Raw genomic sequence first — 19,159 nt, 5'->3', positions numbered from 1 at the left:
TCCGTCACCTACGCGGTCACCAAGCGCTACTCCACCCCGTTCGGCGGCCCCCGCGGCACAAAGGCCGGCAACTGGCCCGACGACAAGGCCTTCCTCGGCAAGCCGGCCGACGACGCGACCGGCCTGACCCACGTAGGCGCCCGCGAGTACGACCCCGGACTCGGCCAGTTCATCAGCGTCGACCCAGTGCTCACACTCGACCAGCACCAGTCCCTCAACGGCTACAGCTACGCCAACAACGCCCCAGCCACTGCGAGCGACCCCACCGGCCTGACGCGCCACCTCGACCCCGGCGGCGGCTGCGACCCAAAGACCTGCTCGAACCTCGACTGGGGCAAAGACGGCGGCAAGGGATTTCTGGATGACCTCATAGATGCTGGCGTCTATCCCAAGGGAACGGCTGTCACTGATAGCAATGGCAACACCGCCAGCGGGCAGCGCTACTCCTGCAGCGGAACCGGGCCAGCCGAAATCTGCAAGCCGATCACGGGGCCTGGAGACTCGAGCAGTAACGGCGGGAATTTTCTTTCTAGCCTCTTTGGCAGCGGCGACTTCTGGTCAAGCTTCATCGATACCATGACCGGAGCCATCGGGGTGGGAGGCGGCGCGTTCTTGGTTGCCACTGGTGTCGTCGAGTGTGGAACCGGAATTCTGTGCCCGATCGGCGCAGCTCAAATAGCGGGTGGGGCTGGGATCGCTGCTCTCGGTGCGCCCTATCTGAAATCGGGATCAGACGGGCTCGGGCAGGCGTTCCGAGAAGCACAAGGTTCTTCCGCTAGTGGCTCTACGTCTGAGGTCAATGGCGGCATGGGAAGCCTGGTAAAGGTCAACAAACCTGATGCCTCGGCGGATGAGCTAGCCGTTCGACTCAGGGGCGAGTCGCGCGTCAAATTCGAGAACGATCCGGAAGGTCGCGAATTCGACGCCGTAAGTGACACGTACGTCGCACAGGCAAAACCTGCTGGCTTCAGATTGGGGAAAAAGTTCCGCCAGCAGGCGCAAGCAACGTTCAAAATGGCCAAGACGACAGGAAGAGTTCCCTACTTTCAGTTTGACGGAGCCCCTGGAGCGGGAGTGGTCGATGCCATAAGAAGGTACTCCCAGCGTTACAACATGCCAGCAGTCATCGATACGGAACCGATTATAGTTCCGTAGAGTTGTGGACTGATGGTCGGAAGGTATGATAGGCGCATGGGGAAAACTTGGATTATGCTCCATGCGCTCGCGAGCGGTGGGAATGAATAATGTCTGTGTATGTAACCGTCCGAGGGTGGGTCGAGTTCGCTCGGGATGATTTGACTCGCGTCAAGGAAATCGTTGCGAAGAGCTCCGACGGTCATTATTCGGGAGGGTGGGGCTTTCCGGGAAAGTCGGTCAACTGGACATCATTTGCCTTTTACGGAGGTGATCTTCAGGAGGGGGATGTCTCGTGGCTGTACGATCAACTAGTCGAAATCGCAGCCCTTCCAAACTCGGGCGAGGACGACTTTGGCGTGCAAGGACTGTTCTTGGTCACGGCCGAGATGGGAGGGATGGTCGAGTGGCAGATCCGTGGTGGCGCCGTGTACGTGGTCAATTCTGACGAGCGGCATCAGTACCTCGGACCGTTCTAGCCTTACGTACCTGGGCCGGGTGGTACATCCTGAGCCGCCTCGCGCAAGGGTCTACTCGGCCGTCCCGATCGACGTTACTTCGGAGTGGCTGGAGGAAAACCGGCTGCGGTTGGGTCGCGTCCGAGCGGCTGTCTCAGCGTCCTGATGAGACTCGCAGGATGTGGTGACCTTTGCGTGACTGGAGTGATCACGGCGTCCGGGTTCAGGCGGGAGAAAAGACATAGTGACTCCATAAAGTGGGTTTTGTTGATCGCCCGGGCCGACACGGCGTGATCGACGCCATGTGGCGAGCCGGATTTCGCTCCATTCTGGAGTCTCTGTGGAACATGAAATGTCGGAAGCTCGTCTCGCTCTTGAGCAGGACGATTTGCTCAAGCTCAGAGACTTGCTGGATGCCGGCTGTGATGTGCATGAAGAATTCAATGGGTTCACGTTGCTGCATGCTGCTGTCGATGGTGAGATCGATGGCCATGTTCAGACAGGTGAACCGCTGCATGTTGATGCTACGGCCCTTCTTCTAGCGCGTGGGGCCGACCCTCTCCGTCCCTCGCACGGAGGATCGGGAGTCTCTGCACAGCATCTCGCCCTAGTGACTGGCCATTGGCTGGCAACATCACTTTTCGATGCGTGGCTGGCCAGGGGTGGTAATCAGTAAGTGGTGGATGAATCGAGAGGGGTGGTGTGGATGACAGTAGGTCCGCGTGGCAGGGAATAGACTCAACATCGACGGAGCGGCTCATAGTGGACGTCCTGTGTCTACCGTAATATTGCCGGGGCCTCTTTATTGTTAACTTGAGCGAGGTTGCCGAGTTCAACCGAGGGTCTAGTGTCCTGAGTCGTTAATTCGTGTGCAGTATGCGGCGAGGGTGTCGAGTATGTCGTCGGCGGTCTTCGTCCAGACGAACGGCTTGGGGTTCTTGTTCCACTCGTTGATCCAGCCGCGGATGTCGCGTTCGAGTTCGGTGACGCTGCGGTGTGCCGAGCGGCGGAGTTTGCGGCAGGTCAGCTCGGCGAACCAGCGTTCGACGAGGTTGAGCCAGGACGCCGAGGTGGGGGTGAAGTGCAGGTGGAAGCGGGGGTGTCGGAGCAGCCACTTCTTGACCGGCTCGGTCTTATGGGTGGCGTAGTTGTCCAGGATCAGGTGGAGTTCGAGGTTCTTGGGGACGGCGGCGTCGATGACCTTCAGGAAGCGGAGGAACTCCTGGTGGCGGTGGCGGCGGTAGTGTTGGGCGATGACCGAGCCGGAGGCGATGTCCAGGGCGGCGAACAGGCTGGTCGTGCCGTGCCGGACGTAGTCGTGGGTCATCTTCGCCGGCGTGGTCGGTGCCATCGGCAGCACCGGTTGAGTTCGGTCCAGGGCCTGTATCTGCGACTTCTCGTCCACCGCGAGGACCAGGGCGTTCTCCGGCGGAGACAAGTAAATGCCCACCACGTCACGGACCTTGGTCACGAACTGCGGGTCGGTCGACAGCTTCCACGTCTCCACGATGTGCGGCTTGAGGCCGAACGCCCGCCAGATCCGCGAGACGGCCGACTGCGACATGCCCGCCGCCCCGGCCATCGAGCGCGTCGACCAGTGCGAATCACCCGCCGGTGGCGCCTGGCCGAGCGTCGTGGTGACCAGGGCTTCGACCTGCTCGTCCGTGATCTTCCGCGGGGCTCCCGGACGCGGCCGGTCTACCAGACCTTCCAGCCGGTCCGCGGCGAACCGGGACCGCCACTTACGCACCGTCTCCCGCGAGACACCCAGGTCATCCGCGACCTGCGCGTTCGGACGGCCCTCCGCGCACGCCAGCACGATCCTCGACCGCAGCACCAGCGCCTGAGACGCGGTCTGCTTGCGCAACCAGCCCCGCAGCACCCTGCGTTCGCAATCGGACAACTCCAGCGGCAACGGCTTCGGGCCAGGCATCACCCCACCCTACAAGCGCAAGCGAACTAACGACTCAGGACACTAGCCCGTCCTCGGGTCAGCAGTCTGGGCCCAGCGCGGCACCGCTGGCTTCGAGAACGCGATCCGCGTGACGGGAAGCTTGGTAAATCTGGGCCCGGGAGGGCGTGGGTCTGGAGCTGCCCGTCGTCGCGGGAAGGACCTGCCCCTGGCCAGCGAAATTCTTTACCGGTCAGGGGAGTGGCTGGGTGCTGTGGCGGGATCCGTGGGCGGCGGTCCTGGGCCGCAGCGAACGCCCGGTCGTGGCGGCGGCCAACGGGACCTGGTTCATCTGGGTGGTCGCGAGCCAGTCGGTCGCCACGGCCGCCGCGAGCCTGGAGCCCCACCACCCGAGCGCACACCAGGGCCTGGCCATCGTCGCGGTCTTCTCCTGGTCGGTCGGCTGCGTCCTCTACGCCGCGTCCGCGCTCTTCGTCGCCCTGCGCCTGATGCTCTACCCCCTGGAGCCCCGAGAACTCGACCCGCCGTACTGGGTCTCCATGGGCGCGGTCGCCATCACGGTGGTGGCCGGCTCACGCATCGTGGAGATGGAGAGCACTCCCATGGTCGACGCGGTACGGGGTCTGGTGGCCGGCCTGTCGGTCGTCTTCTGGTGCTTCGCGACGTGGCTCATCCCGGTCCTGGTCGCGGTCGGCGTCTGGCGCCACTGGGTCCACCGGGTGCCGCTCGCCTACGAGCCGACCTGGTGGAGCATCGTCTTCCCCCTCGGCATGTACGCCGTCGCCGGCATGTACCTGGGCCACGCCGACGACCTCCCCATCGTGGAATGGATCGGCCAGACCTGGCTCTGGGTAGCCCTGACCACCTGGGCCCTGGTCCTCCTCGCCATGCTCCACGCCCTCATCACCCCAGGCCCCCAGCCGTCCCCCAGCCCCGAGGCAGCCACCACCCCGCCCCAGGACCGGTAAGGGCCCGCTCACCGCCCCTCCTTCGGCAATTGGCAGATCTGGGCCATCCCCGCCCCCGCCAACCCCTGGTCACCGCAGCCGTGCCTGACCCAAATCTGCCAATCACCCTCGCCCTCACGCCCCGAGGGCGAGGCAGCGGGCGAGATCGGTCAGGTCGGCCAGGCGCAGCACCCGTCCGCCGAAGCCGGGCAGGGGTACGTGAAGCGACTCGGTCCAGCGCAGGGGGATGGCGTCCATGCCGTAACGGGCGCCCGCGAGGCCTCCGGTGACCGCGGCGACGGTGTCCGTGTCGCCGCCGAGGTCGATCGCCGCGCGGATCGCGTCCTCGAAGCCGCCGGTGCAGCGCAGGGCCCAGACGGCCGACCCGAGGCAGGGCCAGACCGCCCCGTTGAACTCGGTCGCCTGGTCGGGATGCCAGTCGGGGGCTAGAACGGTGGCGTAGCGCGCACGATGATCGGGATGGACAAGGCGCAGGACGCTCGGGAGTTGGCGTAGAGGATCACCGCCTTCCAACGCGACGCGCACGAGTTCGTGGAAGATCGCGGTCCCCTCCCATGCGGCGGGGTCGCCGTGAGTGAGGGCGGCGATGCGCCGGGCGGCGTCCATGGTGGCGGACTGGCCGATGGAAGCGAAGTGGACGGCTGAGGTCGACGCCCGCATCAGGGAGCCGTTGCCGGCCGCCCGCTGGTTGACCTGGAAGTGCACCGCGGCGGCGAGGTCCCAGGGCATCCCGTTGGTGAGGACATCCTCGGTCTGGAGGCCGATGTCCTTGGGCTCGCCCGCCGCCCACTGCTGAAAGCGGGCGAACATGTTCGGCAGGTCCAGCCCACCCCGCTCCAGCAGCGACTCCCCGACCAGAACAGCCATCTGTGTGTCGTCGGTGGCCTCCCCGGGGTCCCAGCCACCGCCTCCACACATCTCCCCGCCGGCCCCTAGGTTCGGGAACCTCGCGGAGAACGCGCCCGCGGGCCCGAACTCGAAGGGCCCGCCCAGCGCATCCCCCACCGCCGCCCCCACGACAACACCGAGGGCCCGCTCAATCCGCTCCACACACGCAGACTATCCGCGCCGCCCGCGTGGCAGCGTTCGGTCACCTGGCGCGGCTTGGGGGAATATTCGCACCCACCGCTCCAGCGCCACCGCCCAAGAGGCGTCGCGAAACATAGCGGCGCACTTTGTCGCTTTTTCCCAATCCATGGTGATGGCAGTTCTTTTCTTGAATGATTCCTCCAGGACTGACCAAATTTCGAGGAAATATTCATCCGATCGCCCTGCATCACCATCCCTCTGCGGGAAGCCTACTGGGATACAAAGCGGGCGAACATGTCCGGTAGGTCCGGCTACATCGAATCTCGCGCCTCGAACTCCGTCAATCCCAAAGGTGCGAAAATCGGTATCAGGTGCGCCAGGTACCAGCCGATGTCGCAGAACCGGGACGACCCCGACAGGAGCTTAGGGTTGATGCTGAGTACACAGGAAATCATGGTGCGCCCCGGGTGGAACAGGAAGTCGCCACCATGTTGCGAATCCGGGAAGAGAAGCGAAATCCCGACCATCGCGTCGTCCCGTCGGGCTTGCCCCAGCTCGGAGACGATTCCCTCCAGGTCAGGCGACTGCTCCCTCCGCCAGTCGAACAGACCGTCGTCATTCAGAAGGTAGCAGACTTCGCCATGGACGAGCGGATTCATCCCGCTTCTGAACAAGCGGCGCACAGTCAGGCCCACATCGAGCACCCGTTGAAACTCAAGATCGATATCGACTGATCTCGTCACAGAAATCCGACTCCCGGAACAGATATCGCTTTGAAACGACTTGCCATTGCATTCCCCTTTTCTCGAGCCAGCTGTGGCGAAGTCGGGTCGACGCCGGAGTCCACCGGCTCAGGCGCGGTGGCCTCCGGTCGACCGGGGCTGCCGGGGCGGCCGGGGCCTCAAGGACCTCCTGGGCTTGCGTTCCGCGCCGTCCGGCCAGAGTTGGAGGGGGCGTTTGGCGGCCACGTCTTCCATCCAGCCGAAGCAGACGATGCAGGTGCCGACGAGGATCCAGGCGAAGGCGAGGACCGGCCAGGGGCTGTTGAGGAGCCAGGAGAAGTGCATCCACATCACGTCGAAGCCCCAGAGCTGGTCCCACATCGTCGCGGCGACCAGGATGCACAGGTTGTGCCACAGGTAGATCGTCACGGCGCGTGAGTTGAGCAGGGTGATCACCCGGTCCCAGCGGCGCAGCAGGCGCGGCCACTCCGTCCAGGTGGGGCTGAAGTGCAGGAGGAGCAGGACCGTGGCGAAGGACCAGAGGGCCTGGGCGAAGGGGATCTCGTCAAGGTCGTTGCCGGGGGCGAAGCCGTGGGTCGTCGCGTACCAGAGGCCCAGGATTCCGATGACCGGGGTCACGGACGGGACGACGTAGCGAGGCAGGCGCTGGAGGATGCCCTCCTTGTGGGCCATGCCGAGGATCCAGCAGGCGCCGAAGGTGCTGAAGTCGGTGAGGGCGGAGGGGAACCGCTCGCCGGGAATCGTGAGCCAGCCGAACTCGAAGCCGGCCGACAGGGCGATCGGCATCAGGATGGTCGTCCAGGGGATGCCGCGCAGGGCCTTCAGCAGGAACGGCGAGAGCAGGACGTACCAGATGTACGCGCGGATGTACCAGAGCGGTCCGGCCATGTCGACCGGCCAGGACTCGCCGAGGAAGCCGTGGATGCCGGGCAGGGACTCCGGCGACGGCGGGTCGCTCAACGGGACGACCCAGTAGGCGAGATGGATCCACCACCAGCCGGGGTGGTCCTCGGCGCCCGGACCCCAGCCCTGGATCACCATGCCGGTGACCCCGATGGCGCCCAGCAGCCACAGCGGCGGCAGCAGGCGGCGGAGCCGGCTCCTCACCACCTGGACGGCGGGGCGCTTGAGGGAGCGGGCCATCAGGTTGCCGGCGAGGGCGAACATCACGCCTATGGACGGGAAGGCGATCGGCAGCCAGGCCCAGCCCATCAGGTGGTAGAGGACGACGCGGAAGAGGGCGATCGCGCGCAGCAGGTCGAAGTACCGGTCGCGTACGGGCCCCCGCGGGGTCTTCTCGGCGGGAGCCGGTGGTGCCGGTGGTGCCGGTTCCCCGGCGTCGTACTGCAGGACAGGTGCGGTCACGTCAGAGGCTTTCTGGGTTGCCGCGGAGCCGTCCCTGAATCCCGGGATGGTCGGTCCCTGGATGGACGGTCCGGCGTGGGTCTCGTCGTACGTGGGGCGCTGCGGCCCCGGGTTCGTCACCGGCCACGGGGCGTCGGGCGGCCACGGGGTGTCGGGCGGCCCCGGGTTCGTCACCGGCCACGGGGCGTCGGGCGGGGACGTGCTCATCCGATCGGCCTCCGGTCCATGGCGGGCCGGGGCTCCTTCGCGACCGGTGCCGGTGCCGGTGCCCCGACCACGCCCGTGCGCCGCAGCTTCTGCCAGCGCAGGCGGCCGCCGGTGAGGGCGGTGATCCAAGACTGGAGCAGGACGACGTACATCAGCTGCCGGTAGAGGATCTGCTGGAGCGGGAGCGAGATCAGGTGGGTCATGCGCTCGCGGTCCAGCCGGAAGGCGTACGCCGCGCAGACCGCCTGGATCGCCAGGACGCCCAGCCAGGCGACGACCGTCTTCCCGGTGGGGCCGAACACGACGCCGTAGAGGAGGAACACGTCGATCAGGGGCGCCAGGAGCGGTGCGACGACCATGAAGAGGGAGACCAGCGGGAGTCCGACGCGGCCGAAGCGGCCGGAGGGCCCCCGGTCGACGATGGCGCGGCGGTGCTTCCAGATCGCCTGCATGGTCCCGTACGACCAGCGGTAGCGCTGGGACCAGAGCTGCTGGACGGACTCCGGGGCCTCGGTCCACGCGCGCGCGTCCTCCGCGTAGACGACCCGCCAGCCGTCGCGGTGCAGGGCCATCGTGATGTCGGTGTCCTCGGCGAGCGTGTCGTCGCTCATGCCGCCGACGCGCTCCAGGGCCGTGCGGCGGAAGGCTCCGACCGCGCCCGGGATGGTCGGCATGCAGCGCAGCATGTCGTACATCCGGCGGTCGAGGTTGAAGCCCATCACGTACTCGATGTGCTGCCAGGCCCCGATGAGGGTGTCGCGGTTGCCGACCTTCGCGTTGCCCGCGACGGCGCCGACGCTCGGGTCGGCGAACGGCTGGACCAGCTCGCGGACGGTGGCCGGTTCGAAGACCGTGTCGCCGTCCATCATCACGATGATGTCGTGACTGGCGTTGGCGATGCCGCGGTTGAGCGCGGCCGGCTTGCCCGCGTTGAGCTGGCGCACGACACGGACGTTCGGCAGGCCCATGGCCTCCACGATCCGGGCGGTGCCGTCGCCGGAGCCGTCGTCGACGACGATGACCTCGATGGGATGCTCGCCGGCCATCAGGGAGTTGACGGTGTTCTCGATGCACTTGGCCTCGTTGTACGCGGGCACCAGCACCGACACGGGTTCGGTGACCGGGGCGGGGCCCCAGCGGAAGCCCTTGCGGCGGACGCGGCGCGCGTGCACGGCGGAGAGCAGGAGCATCAGGCCGAAGCGGGTGATGACCAGGAAGCCGATCACGGAGAGGCCGACGACGAGGACGCCGGTGGTGTCCTCGGACGCCTGGACCGCCCACACCCAGGCCCTGCCCTTCCACAGGTCGGGTCCGGTGACCGGGGTGAGCGCGCTGGGGGCGCCGAGCGCGTCGGTGAGGTTCTCGAAGGTGTAGCCCTGCTTCTGCAGACCGGGCAGGAACGCGTCCAGGGCCTGGACGGTCTGGTGCCGGTCGCCGCCGGAGTCGTGCATGAGGACGATCGCGCCCTTGCCGCCCTCGGGCGTGGCCCGGCGGATGATCTCGTCGACGCCCGGCTTCTTCCAGTCCTCGCTGTCGGTGTTGTTGACGACGGTGAGGTAGCCGCGGCTGCCGATGTACTTGGTCACGGGCCAGGACTCGTCGTCCATGGCGTCGGCGAAGGACGAGTACGGCGGCCGGAACAGGGACGTACGGACCCCGGCGGCGCCCTCCAGCGCCAGCTGGTTCTGGGACAGCTCCCAGTCGATGCGCTTCGTGGAGTGGTACGAGAGGTCGGGGTGGTTGAAGGTGTGCAGGCCGACCTCGTGGCCCTCGTCCACCATGCGCTGGACGAGATCGGGGTAGCGCGAGGCCATCGTGCCGGTGACGAAGAAGACCGCGTGGGCGTCGTGCTTCTTGAGGACGTCGAGGACCTTCGGGGTCCACTCGGGGTCGGGGCCGTCGTCGAAGGTGAGGACGAGCCGGTGGTCGGGCACCCTCAGGCTGGTCTCACGGCCGCTGCGGGTGTCGATGACGGGCCCGCCGTCGAGGATCTCCTGCGGGACCTCGCCGGTGGCCGTACCGGGGCGGATGCGGTGGTCGGCGAGGATCTCGCTGTGGACGTAGCCGCGCAGCATGAGCATCGCGACCATGGCGGCGAGGACGAGCGCGGGGAGCACGAAGCGCAGGGGCAGCCTGCGGCGGCGTGCCTGGGGAGCCGCTCGTCGGTTGCCGGTGGCGGGGTGGTGACGGCGGCTGGTGCGGGATGCCATCAGACGATGTTCTCCGGGGAAGGGGAGCTGGTCGTGCCCGGCGGCTCGACGGGAGCGGGTTCGAGGGTGCCGCCGGCGACGTTCGCCGCACTGCCGGAGGCCGCGGACGCGGACGGGCCGGGCGAGGTGGCGCCGCTGGGGTCCGCCGGGGTCGGCGGGTCGGCGACCGGGGAGGACTTGGGCGGGTCCGCGTCCTTGCTGCCCTTGGCGGGCGCGGACGTGGTCGCACGGGACGACGGCCCGGTGCCGCTGGAGGTGCCGGGCCGGACCGCGCCGCCGGAGGCACCGGGTGAGGAGCTGGCGCCCGGCGACGGTGCCGTACCGTCGCGGGCCGTCGTACCGGGGCTCGGGGTGCCTTCGGCGGAGCCGGACGGGCCGGTCGAGTCGGTGGGCAGCGGGGTGGTCTCGACCTGCCCGGCCGGCTGCTCCTCCTCCTGGCCCGGCACCGGGATCCAGGGCGCGCTGGAGTTGCCGGACATCAGGGTGGCCACGATGACGACCGCGTACACCGCGCAGGCCAGTCCGACGAGCACACCGAGACGGCGGAACGTGCGGCTGCGGCGGCCCGACTCGTCGACGAACACCGGTCCGTCCGAGCCGTCCCGGGCCGCGGCGCCCGGGGCGCCGTCGGCCTGCTGGACGAGCCAGTCCTCCAGCTGCCGGCCCGCGCCGTCGAGCTGGATGGTGACCTCGTGCGGGTCGTGGGTGTGGCCCGGCTCGTCCGACTCCTCCCAGGAGGGCCTGTCAGGCGACGGGACGAACGGCGCCTGGACGTCGGGGGGACGGCTCCCCGCGCTTCCGCCGTCGGAGCCCCGCCCACCCGGCGTCCTCCCGGACACCGGGGTCCGGCCGAGCAGCGCGGTCCCCGCGACGCCGTCCGCCGTGCCGGGCCCCCCGGCCTTCGCGGCCGCGTAGCTCCGGTCGAACTCGGAGGCGTCGATGAGCGCCCGGTCGACGTCGGACGCCTCCACGGGCGCCGGGTCGCGGGGCGGGCCCGAGGGGCGGGCCGAGCCGAAGCCGGAGGCGGAGAAGGCCGCCGTCGGGGATTCCGCGCCCGCCCCTGAAGACGGGGGCGCCTCAGGACGCGAGGACACGCCGGGAGGCGGGGGCGCCTCGGGACGCGGGAACACGTCGGGAGGCGGGGAGGCCTCAGGGCGCGAGAACACGCCGGGAGGCGGGGAGGCCTCAGGGCGCGAGAACACGCCGGGAGGCAGGGAGGCCTCAGGGCGCGAGAACACGCCGGGAGGCGGGGAGGCCTTTGGACGCGGCGGCTTCTCAGTGCGCGGGGATGCCTCGGGACGTGGGGACGCCCCAAGTTCCGTGGATACGTCGGGAGGTGGCGGTACGTCGGGAGGTGGGGACGCCTCCGGCACCGGCCGTGCCACGTCGGCCGGAGGCTGCGCTTCCGTGGGTCTCTCCCGGCCGGATTCCGCCCCGCCGCCCACCGCCGCCCAGGAAGTCGTGCTTCCGGCGGCGGCCGGCCACGTCACCTGCCGGCCGGCTCCGGAGAGGGGCGACGGGCCGACGCCGCCGGGATTCGCCCGATACCCCGGCCGACTTGATTCACGCCGGTTCGGTTGGGCGTCTTCACGCCAGATTTCCTCGCGCACGCGCATCCCCCCACGGGACAGAAAAGTGGGTGCGCGACGCGATACCGGGCATTCGCGTTTTCCGACGGACCAGGCCCCCACCCGGTCCGAGCGCCCCCCACTACCACAGTGCGCCCGGGAGCCGAATGTATCGCAGCCGGGCGCTCCGCGCGCGGTGAGTCAATGACGGCTCATCATGATGAGTGCATCTGTGGCCGGAATCCACCCATCCGAAGGACGCGTAAGCCATCCTTCCGCAGCGGACAGCTCCGTCGCGGCCCGTCTGAGGGCGTCGATCCCCGGGTGGGCCAGGCCCTCGCGCCACACCAAGGACACCGGGGACAGCGGAACCGGATCGACCAGTGGTCTCAGGACAGTTCGGGGCATGACCGGAAAGTCCACCACGGCGAGAACAGGCGTCCGCGTCTTGGCCATGATCCGCTCGAACTCGTCCACCCCGACGGCGAGCGGGGCCGGTTCCGCGATCTCTATGCCCCGCCCCTCGAAGAGGCGGGCCGCGAGGTCGGTCCACTCCAGCGTCCGGGGGTTCCCCGCGCCCGCGTACACGGTCTCGCCCGCGAGCGCGGCCAGCGGCACCGCCTCCAGCGCGGCGAGCGGATGGTCCTCGGGCAGGACGACGGCCATCGGCTCGTACCGTACGGGCTGCTGGCCGAGCCGGGCCCGGACCGCCGGGTCCAGTCCCGCGTACCGGCCGAACGACGCGTCCAGGCGGCCCGCGAGCAGTTCCGCCGCGGCGCCGGTGAGGCCGCTCTCGAAGCGCGCCATCAGCTCCAGGTCCGGGGCGAGTTCGCGGGCCCGGCCGAGGATCCGCTCGAAGACGAGCCCCGGACTGTTGACGTCGACGAGGAGCGGCCGCGCGGCCCCGGCGCCCGCGAACGCCGCGAGCAGCTCCTCCTGCGCGTCCAGCACCCGGCGCGCGTACGGCACCAGACGCTCGCCGTCCGCAGTCAGCGTCACCTGCCGGGTCGTCCGCACGAACAGCTCCGCCGCGAGCTCCCTTTCGAGACGGCGGATGTCACGGCTGAGGGCCTGCTGGGCCACGTACAGTGCCGCCGCCGCCCGTGTGAAGTGCAGCTCCTCGGCGACCGCGAGGAACGCGCGCAGCAGCCGGGGGTCGACGGACGCGCGCGCGTGGGCGGCTCGGGACGGCGGCGGGGTGGCGGGCATCCGGCGAAGGTACAGCGCGGGTGTGCCGGTCGCCACGGGGATTCACATCGCGGATGCGTCAATCGGCACGGAACAGGTGTTGGACCCCTTGATCCGCCTCGGGCGACGGTGAGGTCATGCCGTACGACGAACCCGGCGCCGCCCCGCGCTCCCGCTCCCGCTCCCGCTCCCCGCAGTCCCCCACGTGCCCCAAGTCCCCGTCCGCCACCTCAGCCTCGTCACCCTCCGCCTCCACGCCCGGGAGCGCGCCCGCGGCGAAGGGCCCGCGCAATCCCTACCGCCGTCTGTTCACCGTGCCCGGCGCCCGCGCCTTCACCGCGGGCAACCTGATCGCACGGCTGCCGATGGGGATGTTCAGCGTCAGCGCCGTCATCATGATCGCCGGGGCACGGGGGTCGTACGCGCTCGCCGGGGCCGTCACGGCGACGGGACTGGCGGCGACGGCGGTGGTCGCCCCGTGGGTCGCCCGCCTCGTCGACCGGCACGGACAGGCCCGGATCGCCGTGCCCGCCACGGCCCTCGCCGCGCTCGGCTCCCTGGCCCTGGTGCTCTGCGTGCGGTACGGGGCGCCGGACTGGACCCTGTTCGCGGCGTACGCGGCCACCGCCACGACACCCAACACCGGGGGCATGTCCCGGGCCCGCTGGGCGCACCTCCTCAAGGACGACCCCGCGGGCGTGCACACCGCGAACTCCTTCGAACAGGCCGCCGACGAACTGTGCTTCATGCTCGGCCCGGTGCTGGCGGCCTTCCTGTGCGGGGCCCTCTTCCCCGAGGCGGGCACCCTGGTCGGCGTCGTCCTGCTGATGTCCGGCGTACTGGTCTTCGCGGCCCAGCGTTCGACCGAGCCCCCCGTGCGGCGGCGTACGGCCGCCGGGTCGCCGCTCGGCGCCCCCGGGATGCCGCCGCTGCTCGCCGCGTTCCTCGCCACCGGCGCGGTCTTCGGCTCGATGGAGGTCGTCACGATCGCCTACGCGGACGCGCGGGGCCACGCGTCCGCCGCGGGAGTCGTCCTGGCGCTGCAGGCGGCCGGCTCGTGCGCGGCGGGCCTGCTGTACGGGGCGCTGAAGCCGGGCGGTCCCGCCGAGCGGCGCTTTCCCCTGTGCGTGGCGGCGATGACGGCGCTGCTGACGCTGCCCCTGCTCGCGGCGCGCCTCACCGGCTCTCTGGCCGTCCTCGCCGGGGCCCTGCTCGTCGCCGGGATGGCGACCGCGCCGACGATGGTCACCGGGATGACGCTGGTCCAGCGCCGCACCCCGGAGGGCCGGCTGAACGAGGGCATGACCCTCGCCGTGACCGGGCTCCTGGGCGGGATCGCCTGCGGTTCGGCGGCGGGCGGCTGGGCGGTAGAGCACGGGTCGGCGACGGCGGGCTACGGGGTCCCGGTCACGGCGGCCGGGGTCGCGCTGCTGATGTCGGCGGCAACGGCGTCCCGCCACCGGAAGGCGGCCACGGCCACGGCCCCGGTCACCCCGGCCGCGTAGCCGCGACCCGCGACCCGCCACCCGCGACCTGCGACCCGCGACCCGCGACCGCAGGACACGGGCTCGGGGCGCGGGGCGACGCAGCCGCGGAGCGGCCCGCCCCCGCGCATCCGCCCCGGTTCCGCGCACCCCATTGACGCGCTCACGACACACGCCTACCTTCCCCCGTCGAAGCGCTTCGACGGGAACACGGACAGGACTTGGAGCCGGTGATGCGGTCATGGTGAAGATCACGGACGTCGCGCGGCACGCCGGGGTGTCCCCCAGCACCGTCTCGTACGCCCTCAGCGGCAAGCGCCCCATCTCCTCCGAGACCCGCGAGCGCGTCGAGGCGAGCATCCGCGAGCTGGGGTACCGGCCGCACGCCGGGGCGCGAGCGCTCGCCAGCAGCCGCGCCAAGGTGCTGGCGCTGGTGGTGCCGCTGCGGGCCGGTATCCACGTCCCGGTGGTGATGCGCTTCGCGGGGTCCGTGGTGACGGCCGCGCGGCATCACGACCACGACGTGCTGCTGCTCACCCGGGAGGAGGGCGAGGAGGGGATGCGGCGGGTCGCGGACACGGCACTCGTGGACGCGCTGATCGTGATGGACGTCCAGCTCCACGACCCCCGGCTGCCGTTGCTGCGCACCCTGGACCGGCCGTCCGTGCTCATCGGCTTCCCGGCCGATCCCGCCGGTCTCACCTGCATCGATCTGGACTTCCAGGCGGCCGGCGAGCTGTGCGTCGGGCATCTGGCCGCGCTCGGGCACCGGGTGGTGGCGCTCGTCGGGTCGCCGCCCGAGGTGTACGTGCGGGAGACCGGGTTCGCGCAGCGCGTGGTGCGCGGGTTCACGGCCGCCGCCGACCGCCACGGGCTGTCCTCGTCGGTGCGCCCGTGCGGGGCCGCGCCCGGCGCGGCCCGGGCGGTCGCCGAGCGGCTGCTGCGGGAGCGGCCCGCGCTCACCGGGGTCGTGGTGCACAACGAGCCGGTGCTGGAGCCCCTCGTCGACGCGTTCGAGTCGCTCGGGCTGCGGGTGCCGGGCGATCTGTCCGTCACCGCGATCTGTCCTGACGAGCTGGCGGACGGGGCCCGCATCCCCCTCACCTCCGTCGCCGTACCGTCGGCCGAGGTGGGCGCCGGCGCGGTGGACCTGCTGATGAGGAAGCTGGCCGGCGCCACCGTCCCGGCGGCGACGCTGCTGCCGCCCCGGCTGACGGAACGGTCCAGCACGGCACGGCGGGCCGGGCTGTGACCCGGCCCGGCGCCCGCGGGCGCCGGGCCGGGACGGCGGGCCGGGACGGCGGGCCGAAGGCGGCCGGCGGCGGGGTCAGCCGAGGCCCCAGGCCCGTCCGAGCCGGTAGGCGGCGCACAGGCCGACGTCCAGGACGTAGGCGCCCGCGGTCCCGCACTGCGTGGTGCCGGTTCCCGGGTCGACGGGCTGGCCGTGGCCCATGCCGGTGACGCTGTACGTCTCCACGGCGGTGTCCCCGTTCGCGTCCCGGTAGACCCGGTGCGGGTAGCCGGCCACCGTGTCGCTGACGTCCGCGGTCCGGTCGGCGCCGTGGACGTCGGTCCACTGGGCCGTCAGGTCGGTCATGTTGACGGGCTTCACCGTGTAGTCGGCCGTGCCCTGGAAGACGGTGAGGGCCGGCCAGGGCCCGTCGTACCCGGGCCGCGCCGCCCGCACCCGGTCGCCCCACTGGGCGGCGCTCTGGGTGGCGCCGACGTACATGCACACGTACGGCGATCCCGCGGCCTGCGCGCACCCGTACGGCAGCCCGGCGACGACGCCGCCCGCGGCGAACTTCTCCGGGTACGCCGCCATCATCACGGCCGTCATGCCGCCGCCGGCGGAGAGGCCGGTGACGTAGACGCGGGAGGCGTCGCCGGAGACGTCGGCGAGCTGCCGGTCGGCCATCTGCGCGATGGAGGCGGCCTCGCCCCGGCCGCGCTCGATGTCGCCGCTCTGGAACCAGTCGAAGCACGACGACATGTTGTTCGCGGTCTGCTGCTGCGGGAGCACGACGGAGAAGCCCCACCGGTCGGCGAGATCGGTCCAGCCGCTCGCGGTGCCGTAGCCGGCCGCGTTCTGGGTGCAGCCGTGCAGGGCGACGACGACGGGCCGGCCCGCGGGCAGCCCGTCGGGGACGTAGCGGTACATCTTCAGGGCGCCGGGGTTGGTGCCGAAGCCGGTCACCTCCTGGAGCGAGGCGGCCGCGGCGCGTCCCGGGGCGAGGAGGACGGAGAGCAGGGCGGCGAGGAGTGCCACGAGGGCGACGGGCCGGAGGGAGCGGCGTGCCGCGGCTCGGGTCCGGGTGGGGGCGGTCACGGGGAGAGTGGGGGTCATGGGAGTGGGGGTCATGGGAGTGGGGGTCATGGGGAGGGACCGTAGAAGCGTGAACCACTCCCCGACATGGAGGGGGACACCACAACGCGGCCGTCGCGTGTGTGGCCGCGGTCACGCACGGAAGCCCGGAGGCCGGCGGGGAGGCGGACGCACGAAGGCCCCCTCGCCTGGTCGGCGAGGGGGCCTTCGTGCACATGGGATGAGTGGAGATGGCGGGAATCGAACCCGCGTCCAACGGTGCAGAATCAGGGCTTCTCCGTGCGCAGTTCGCTGCGATTTTCTCGGCCCCGGCGATCACGCGAACAAGTCGCCGACGGGCCCAGTCACTGTTTGATTTCCTCCCAGGTCCCGTGACCGGGCCTGGAAGTTTAGTTCCCTAGCTGATGCCAGGATCCGGGTCGGGAACAGCCCCGGGCTGACACTTCGCGAGTCGCTACTTAGGCAGCGAGGGCGAAGGAATCGCGCTTGGTGTTGGCGATTATTTTTTGCGACATATGGTTTACGAGATCATTGCCGCTTCCTCGACACGCTTCCCCTGCTTCGACAGCCGCTGTCGAAACCGATCATCCCCATGTTGATTTTTCAAACCGCGTCCCCTGCGTCGAGGGGTTCGCGCCCGCACCCGCTGTGAGGTGCTGACGCCATCGTACGTGACCGGGGCGGGCCGGTGCCAGCGTATTCCCGGCGGGCTTCCCCGGGGTGCGGCGGTCCGGCCGCGGTGTGCCGCACGGGGCTCGCGCGGGCGGTGCTACTCGCCGCGCTGCTTGCGCTTGGCCGCCGCGATGGCGCGGTCCGACTCGCGCCGGTCCTGCTTCTCGCGCAGCGTCTGCCGCTTGTCGAACTCCTTCTTGCCGCGGGCCAGCGCGATCTCCGCCTTCGCCCGGCCGTCCTTGAAGTACACGGCCAGCGGCACGATGGTGTGCCCGGTCTCCTGCGACTTCGACTCCAGCTTGTCGATCTCCTCGCGGTGCAGCAGCAGCTTGCGCTTGCGGCGCACCGAGTGGTTGGTCCAGGTCCCCTGGAAGTACTCGGGGATGTGGGCGTTGTGCAGCCACGCCTCGTTGCCGTCGATCTGGACGAACCCGTCGGCCAGCGAGGCACGGCCCTGGCGCAGCGACTTCACCTCGGTGCCGGTGAGCACGATGCCCGCCTCGTAGGTGTCGATGATCGCGTAGTCGTGGCGCGCCTTCTTGTTCTGCGCGACGATCTTGCGCTTGCCGTCCTTGGACCTGCCGGTGTCCTTGGTGCCACCCTGCTTGGGCTGCGACTCTTTCGGTACGTACATTCCCTTGGCCATAGTGCGGCCATTTTCGCACTACGAGGGGTCCCCGAGGCCACTCAATACCGTCTCGGCCCGCTGCACGGCCTCGTCGTCGGCCTCCAGGTCCGGGGTGATGCCCCGGCCGTCGACGCCGCGCCCCGACGGGGTGCGGTAGTGCCCGACGGTCAGCTCGGCCGTCGAGCCGCCGGGCAGCGGGCTCGGCATCTGGACCGAGCCCTTGCCGAAGGTCCGGGAGCCGACGACGACCGCGCGGCCGCGGTCCTGGAGGGCCCCGGTGAGCAGCTCGGCCGCGCTCATCGTGCCGCCGTCGACGAGCGTGACCAGGGGCCTGGCGGTGTCCCCGCCGCGCTCGGCGTGCAGGGCGCGCTGGTCACCCCGCACGTCGTACGTGGCGACCAGGCCGCCGTCGAGGAAGGCGGAGGCGGCGGTGACGGCCTCGGTGACCAGTCCGCCGGAGTTGCCGCGCAGGTCGAGGACGATGCCGTCCTCGCGGGGGGCGCGCGCGACGGCGTCCTTCACCCGGTCCCCGGAGCCCTTGGTGAAGGCGGCGACCTTGATCACGGTGACGGCGGAGTCGGGCCGGCGCACGGTCACGGGCTCCGTGGACAGCAGCGCCCGGCGCAGGGTCTGGCGCCACGCGCGCGTGCCGCGTTCCAGGCCCAGCGAGACGGTCGTGCCGGCGGCCGCGTCCTCGGCGTCGCCGCGCAGTAAGGAGACGACCTCGGTGACGGGCCTGCCGTCGACGTCGTGGCCGTCGACGCTGAGCAGCCGGTCGCCCTTGCGCACGCCCGCTTCGGCGGCCGGCGACCCGGACCGTACGCGGATGACCGCGATGTGCCCGTCCCCGGTGCGCGCGGCCCAGAGCCCGACGCCCGTGTACCGGCCGTCCATGGCCTCCTCGAACTCCTCGAAGTCGCCCGGCGAGTAGACGGCGCCCCAGCGGTCCCCGCTGCGGCTCACGGCCCGTTCGGCGGCCTCCACGGGGGACTTGCCGTCGGCCATGGCCTCGGCGGCGGCGTCGGCGACCGCCTGGCGGTGGCCGGCCGGGGCGGTCCGCGCGGGGGCGGAGGCCTCGCGGGCAGCGTCCGGGCCCTCGTCCGGGAGCGAGCCGGTCGCGGCGCCGGTGACGAGAACACCGGCGAAGACCATGGTCAGGGCGGCCCCGCGGCGGATGCGGCGGGGTTCGGCGAACAGGTCGGACGGGCCTGACATGCCGGTGAGTCTAGGACAACGACAAGCGCCGCACGGCGGGTTGACCGTGCGG

The 19,159-nt window shown here is 70.4% G+C and carries 16 protein-coding genes and 1 other RNA gene; 5 read left to right on the top strand and 12 right to left on the bottom strand.

All coding sequences use genetic code 11. The annotated features are described in order from the left end of the window. Together ACFY93_RS31455 and ACFY93_RS31450 are read left to right on the top strand one after the other, a co-directional pair. Positions 1 to 1,155: restriction endonuclease fold toxin (locus ACFY93_RS31455; protein ID WP_391365299.1), on the top strand; the 1,155-nt coding region annotated here is incomplete at its 5' end. Between the two features lie 89 nt (positions 1,156 to 1,244). Continuing rightward, a complete protein-coding gene (locus tag ACFY93_RS31450) occupies positions 1,245 to 1,613 on the top strand; it encodes a hypothetical protein (RefSeq protein ID WP_391365297.1) in 369 nt (122 codons plus the stop codon). Between the two features lie 202 nt (positions 1,614 to 1,815). Here ACFY93_RS31450 and ACFY93_RS31445 read toward each other — a convergent pair whose 3' ends face one another. Both ACFY93_RS31445 and ACFY93_RS31440 read right to left on the bottom strand, forming a co-directional pair. Continuing rightward, the gene (locus tag ACFY93_RS31445) at positions 1,816 to 2,109 is read right to left on the bottom strand and encodes a hypothetical protein (RefSeq protein ID WP_391365296.1); all 294 of its coding nucleotides are present in this window, start codon (positions 2,107 to 2,109) and stop codon (positions 1,816 to 1,818) included. Between the two features lie 327 nt (positions 2,110 to 2,436). After that, positions 2,437 to 3,525, bottom strand: a complete 1,089-nt coding sequence (locus ACFY93_RS31440) for an IS630 family transposase (protein WP_391365295.1) — start codon at positions 3,523 to 3,525, stop codon at positions 2,437 to 2,439. Positions 3,526 to 3,752: 227 nt separating this feature from the next. On the opposite strand from ACFY93_RS31440, the gene ACFY93_RS31435 reads away from it, so the two are divergent. Continuing rightward, the gene (locus ACFY93_RS31435; protein WP_391365294.1) at positions 3,753 to 4,472 is read left to right on the top strand and encodes a tellurite resistance/C4-dicarboxylate transporter family protein; all 720 of its coding nucleotides are present in this window, start codon (positions 3,753 to 3,755) and stop codon (positions 4,470 to 4,472) included. Positions 4,473 to 4,586: 114 nt separating this feature from the next. On the opposite strand, the gene ACFY93_RS31430 is transcribed toward ACFY93_RS31435, so the two are convergent. From ACFY93_RS31430 to ACFY93_RS31405, 6 genes are all read right to left on the bottom strand, one after another. Continuing rightward, a complete protein-coding gene (locus ACFY93_RS31430) occupies positions 4,587 to 5,522 on the bottom strand; it encodes an ADP-ribosylglycohydrolase family protein (protein WP_391365293.1) in 936 nt (311 codons plus the stop codon). A gap of 290 nt (positions 5,523 to 5,812) precedes the next feature. Continuing rightward, a complete protein-coding gene (locus ACFY93_RS31425) occupies positions 5,813 to 6,244 on the bottom strand; it encodes a hypothetical protein (RefSeq protein ID WP_391365292.1) in 432 nt (143 codons plus the stop codon). Positions 6,245 to 6,352: 108 nt separating this feature from the next. Further along, a complete protein-coding gene (locus tag ACFY93_RS31420) occupies positions 6,353 to 7,609 on the bottom strand; it encodes an acyltransferase family protein (protein ID WP_391365291.1) in 1,257 nt (418 codons plus the stop codon). 203 nt (positions 7,610 to 7,812) lie between these two features. Next, complete coding sequence (locus ACFY93_RS31415) at positions 7,813 to 10,026, bottom strand: glycosyltransferase (protein WP_391365290.1); 2,214 nt, start codon at positions 10,024 to 10,026, stop codon at positions 7,813 to 7,815. Continuing rightward, entirely contained in the window at positions 10,026 to 11,120 is a 1,095-nt protein-coding gene (locus ACFY93_RS31410; RefSeq protein ID WP_391365289.1) for a hypothetical protein, read from the bottom strand. Before ACFY93_RS31410 ends, ACFY93_RS31415 begins: the two co-directional genes overlap by 1 nt. Before the next feature lie 675 nt (positions 11,121 to 11,795). After that, a complete protein-coding gene (locus tag ACFY93_RS31405) occupies positions 11,796 to 12,803 on the bottom strand; it encodes a LysR family transcriptional regulator (protein WP_391365288.1) in 1,008 nt (335 codons plus the stop codon). 116 nt (positions 12,804 to 12,919) lie between these two features. Between ACFY93_RS31405 and ACFY93_RS31400 the strand changes: the two genes are divergently transcribed. Both ACFY93_RS31400 and ACFY93_RS31395 read left to right on the top strand, forming a co-directional pair. Then, positions 12,920 to 14,287 (top strand): MFS transporter, encoded by a 1,368-nt coding sequence (locus ACFY93_RS31400; RefSeq protein WP_391365287.1) that lies wholly within the window; start codon positions 12,920 to 12,922, stop codon positions 14,285 to 14,287. A 220-nt stretch (positions 14,288 to 14,507) separates the two neighbouring features. Further along, positions 14,508 to 15,518, top strand: coding sequence for a substrate-binding domain-containing protein (locus ACFY93_RS31395; RefSeq protein ID WP_391365286.1), 1,011 nt, complete (start codon positions 14,508 to 14,510; stop codon positions 15,516 to 15,518). Positions 15,519 to 15,593: 75 nt separating this feature from the next. Here the strand turns inward: ACFY93_RS31395 and ACFY93_RS31390 are convergent, their stop codons facing one another. The 4 genes from ACFY93_RS31390 to ACFY93_RS31375 all read right to left on the bottom strand — a co-directional run bounded on the left by ACFY93_RS31390 (position 15,594) and on the right by ACFY93_RS31375 (position 19,107). After that, on the bottom strand, positions 15,594 to 16,643 hold the full coding sequence (locus tag ACFY93_RS31390) for a PHB depolymerase family esterase (protein WP_391365285.1): 1,050 nt from the start codon (positions 16,641 to 16,643) through the stop codon (positions 15,594 to 15,596). Positions 16,644 to 16,814: 171 nt separating this feature from the next. Next, positions 16,815 to 17,184: a transfer-messenger RNA gene (gene ssrA / locus ACFY93_RS31385) on the bottom strand. A 177-nt stretch (positions 17,185 to 17,361) separates the two neighbouring features. After that, positions 17,362 to 17,898: an SsrA-binding protein SmpB gene (smpB, locus tag ACFY93_RS31380; RefSeq protein ID WP_391365284.1), complete on the bottom strand. Its 537-nt coding sequence runs from the start codon at positions 17,896 to 17,898 to the stop codon at positions 17,362 to 17,364. Positions 17,899 to 17,928: 30 nt separating this feature from the next. Continuing rightward, on the bottom strand, positions 17,929 to 19,107 hold the full coding sequence (locus ACFY93_RS31375) for a S41 family peptidase (RefSeq protein ID WP_391365283.1): 1,179 nt from the start codon (positions 19,105 to 19,107) through the stop codon (positions 17,929 to 17,931). Positions 19,108 to 19,159: the final 52 nt, after the last annotated feature.

The sequence above is a fragment of the Streptomyces sp. NPDC008313 genome (assembly GCF_042956125.1).
Lineage (GTDB): Bacteria > Actinomycetota > Actinomycetes > Streptomycetales > Streptomycetaceae > Streptomyces.
This window is presented reverse-complemented; position numbering and strand designations above follow the sequence as displayed.

Excerpts from the sequence above, each read along its gene's own strand:
- ACFY93_RS31440 (WP_391365295.1), bottom strand. The coding sequence starts at position 3,525 with ATGCCTGGCCCGAAGCCGTTGCCGCTGGAGTTGTCCGATTGCGAACGC.
- ACFY93_RS31375 (WP_391365283.1), bottom strand. The coding sequence starts at position 19,107 with ATGTCAGGCCCGTCCGACCTGTTCGCCGAACCCCGCCGCATCCGCCGC.
- ACFY93_RS31405 (WP_391365288.1), bottom strand. The coding sequence starts at position 12,803 with ATGCCCGCCACCCCGCCGCCGTCCCGAGCCGCCCACGCGCGCGCGTCC.
- ACFY93_RS31415 (WP_391365290.1), bottom strand. The coding sequence starts at position 10,026 with ATGGCATCCCGCACCAGCCGCCGTCACCACCCCGCCACCGGCAACCGA.
- smpB (WP_391365284.1), bottom strand. The coding sequence starts at position 17,898 with ATGTACGTACCGAAAGAGTCGCAGCCCAAGCAGGGTGGCACCAAGGAC.
- ACFY93_RS31395 (WP_391365286.1), top strand. The coding sequence starts at position 14,508 with ATGGTGAAGATCACGGACGTCGCGCGGCACGCCGGGGTGTCCCCCAGC.
- ACFY93_RS31445 (WP_391365296.1), bottom strand. The coding sequence starts at position 2,109 with ATGCAGCGGTTCACCTGTCTGAACATGGCCATCGATCTCACCATCGAC.
- ACFY93_RS31390 (WP_391365285.1), bottom strand. The coding sequence starts at position 16,643 with ATGACCCCCACTCCCATGACCCCCACTCCCATGACCCCCACTCTCCCC.
- ACFY93_RS31450 (WP_391365297.1), top strand. The coding sequence starts at position 1,245 with ATGTCTGTGTATGTAACCGTCCGAGGGTGGGTCGAGTTCGCTCGGGAT.
- ACFY93_RS31400 (WP_391365287.1), top strand. The coding sequence starts at position 12,920 with ATGCCGTACGACGAACCCGGCGCCGCCCCGCGCTCCCGCTCCCGCTCC.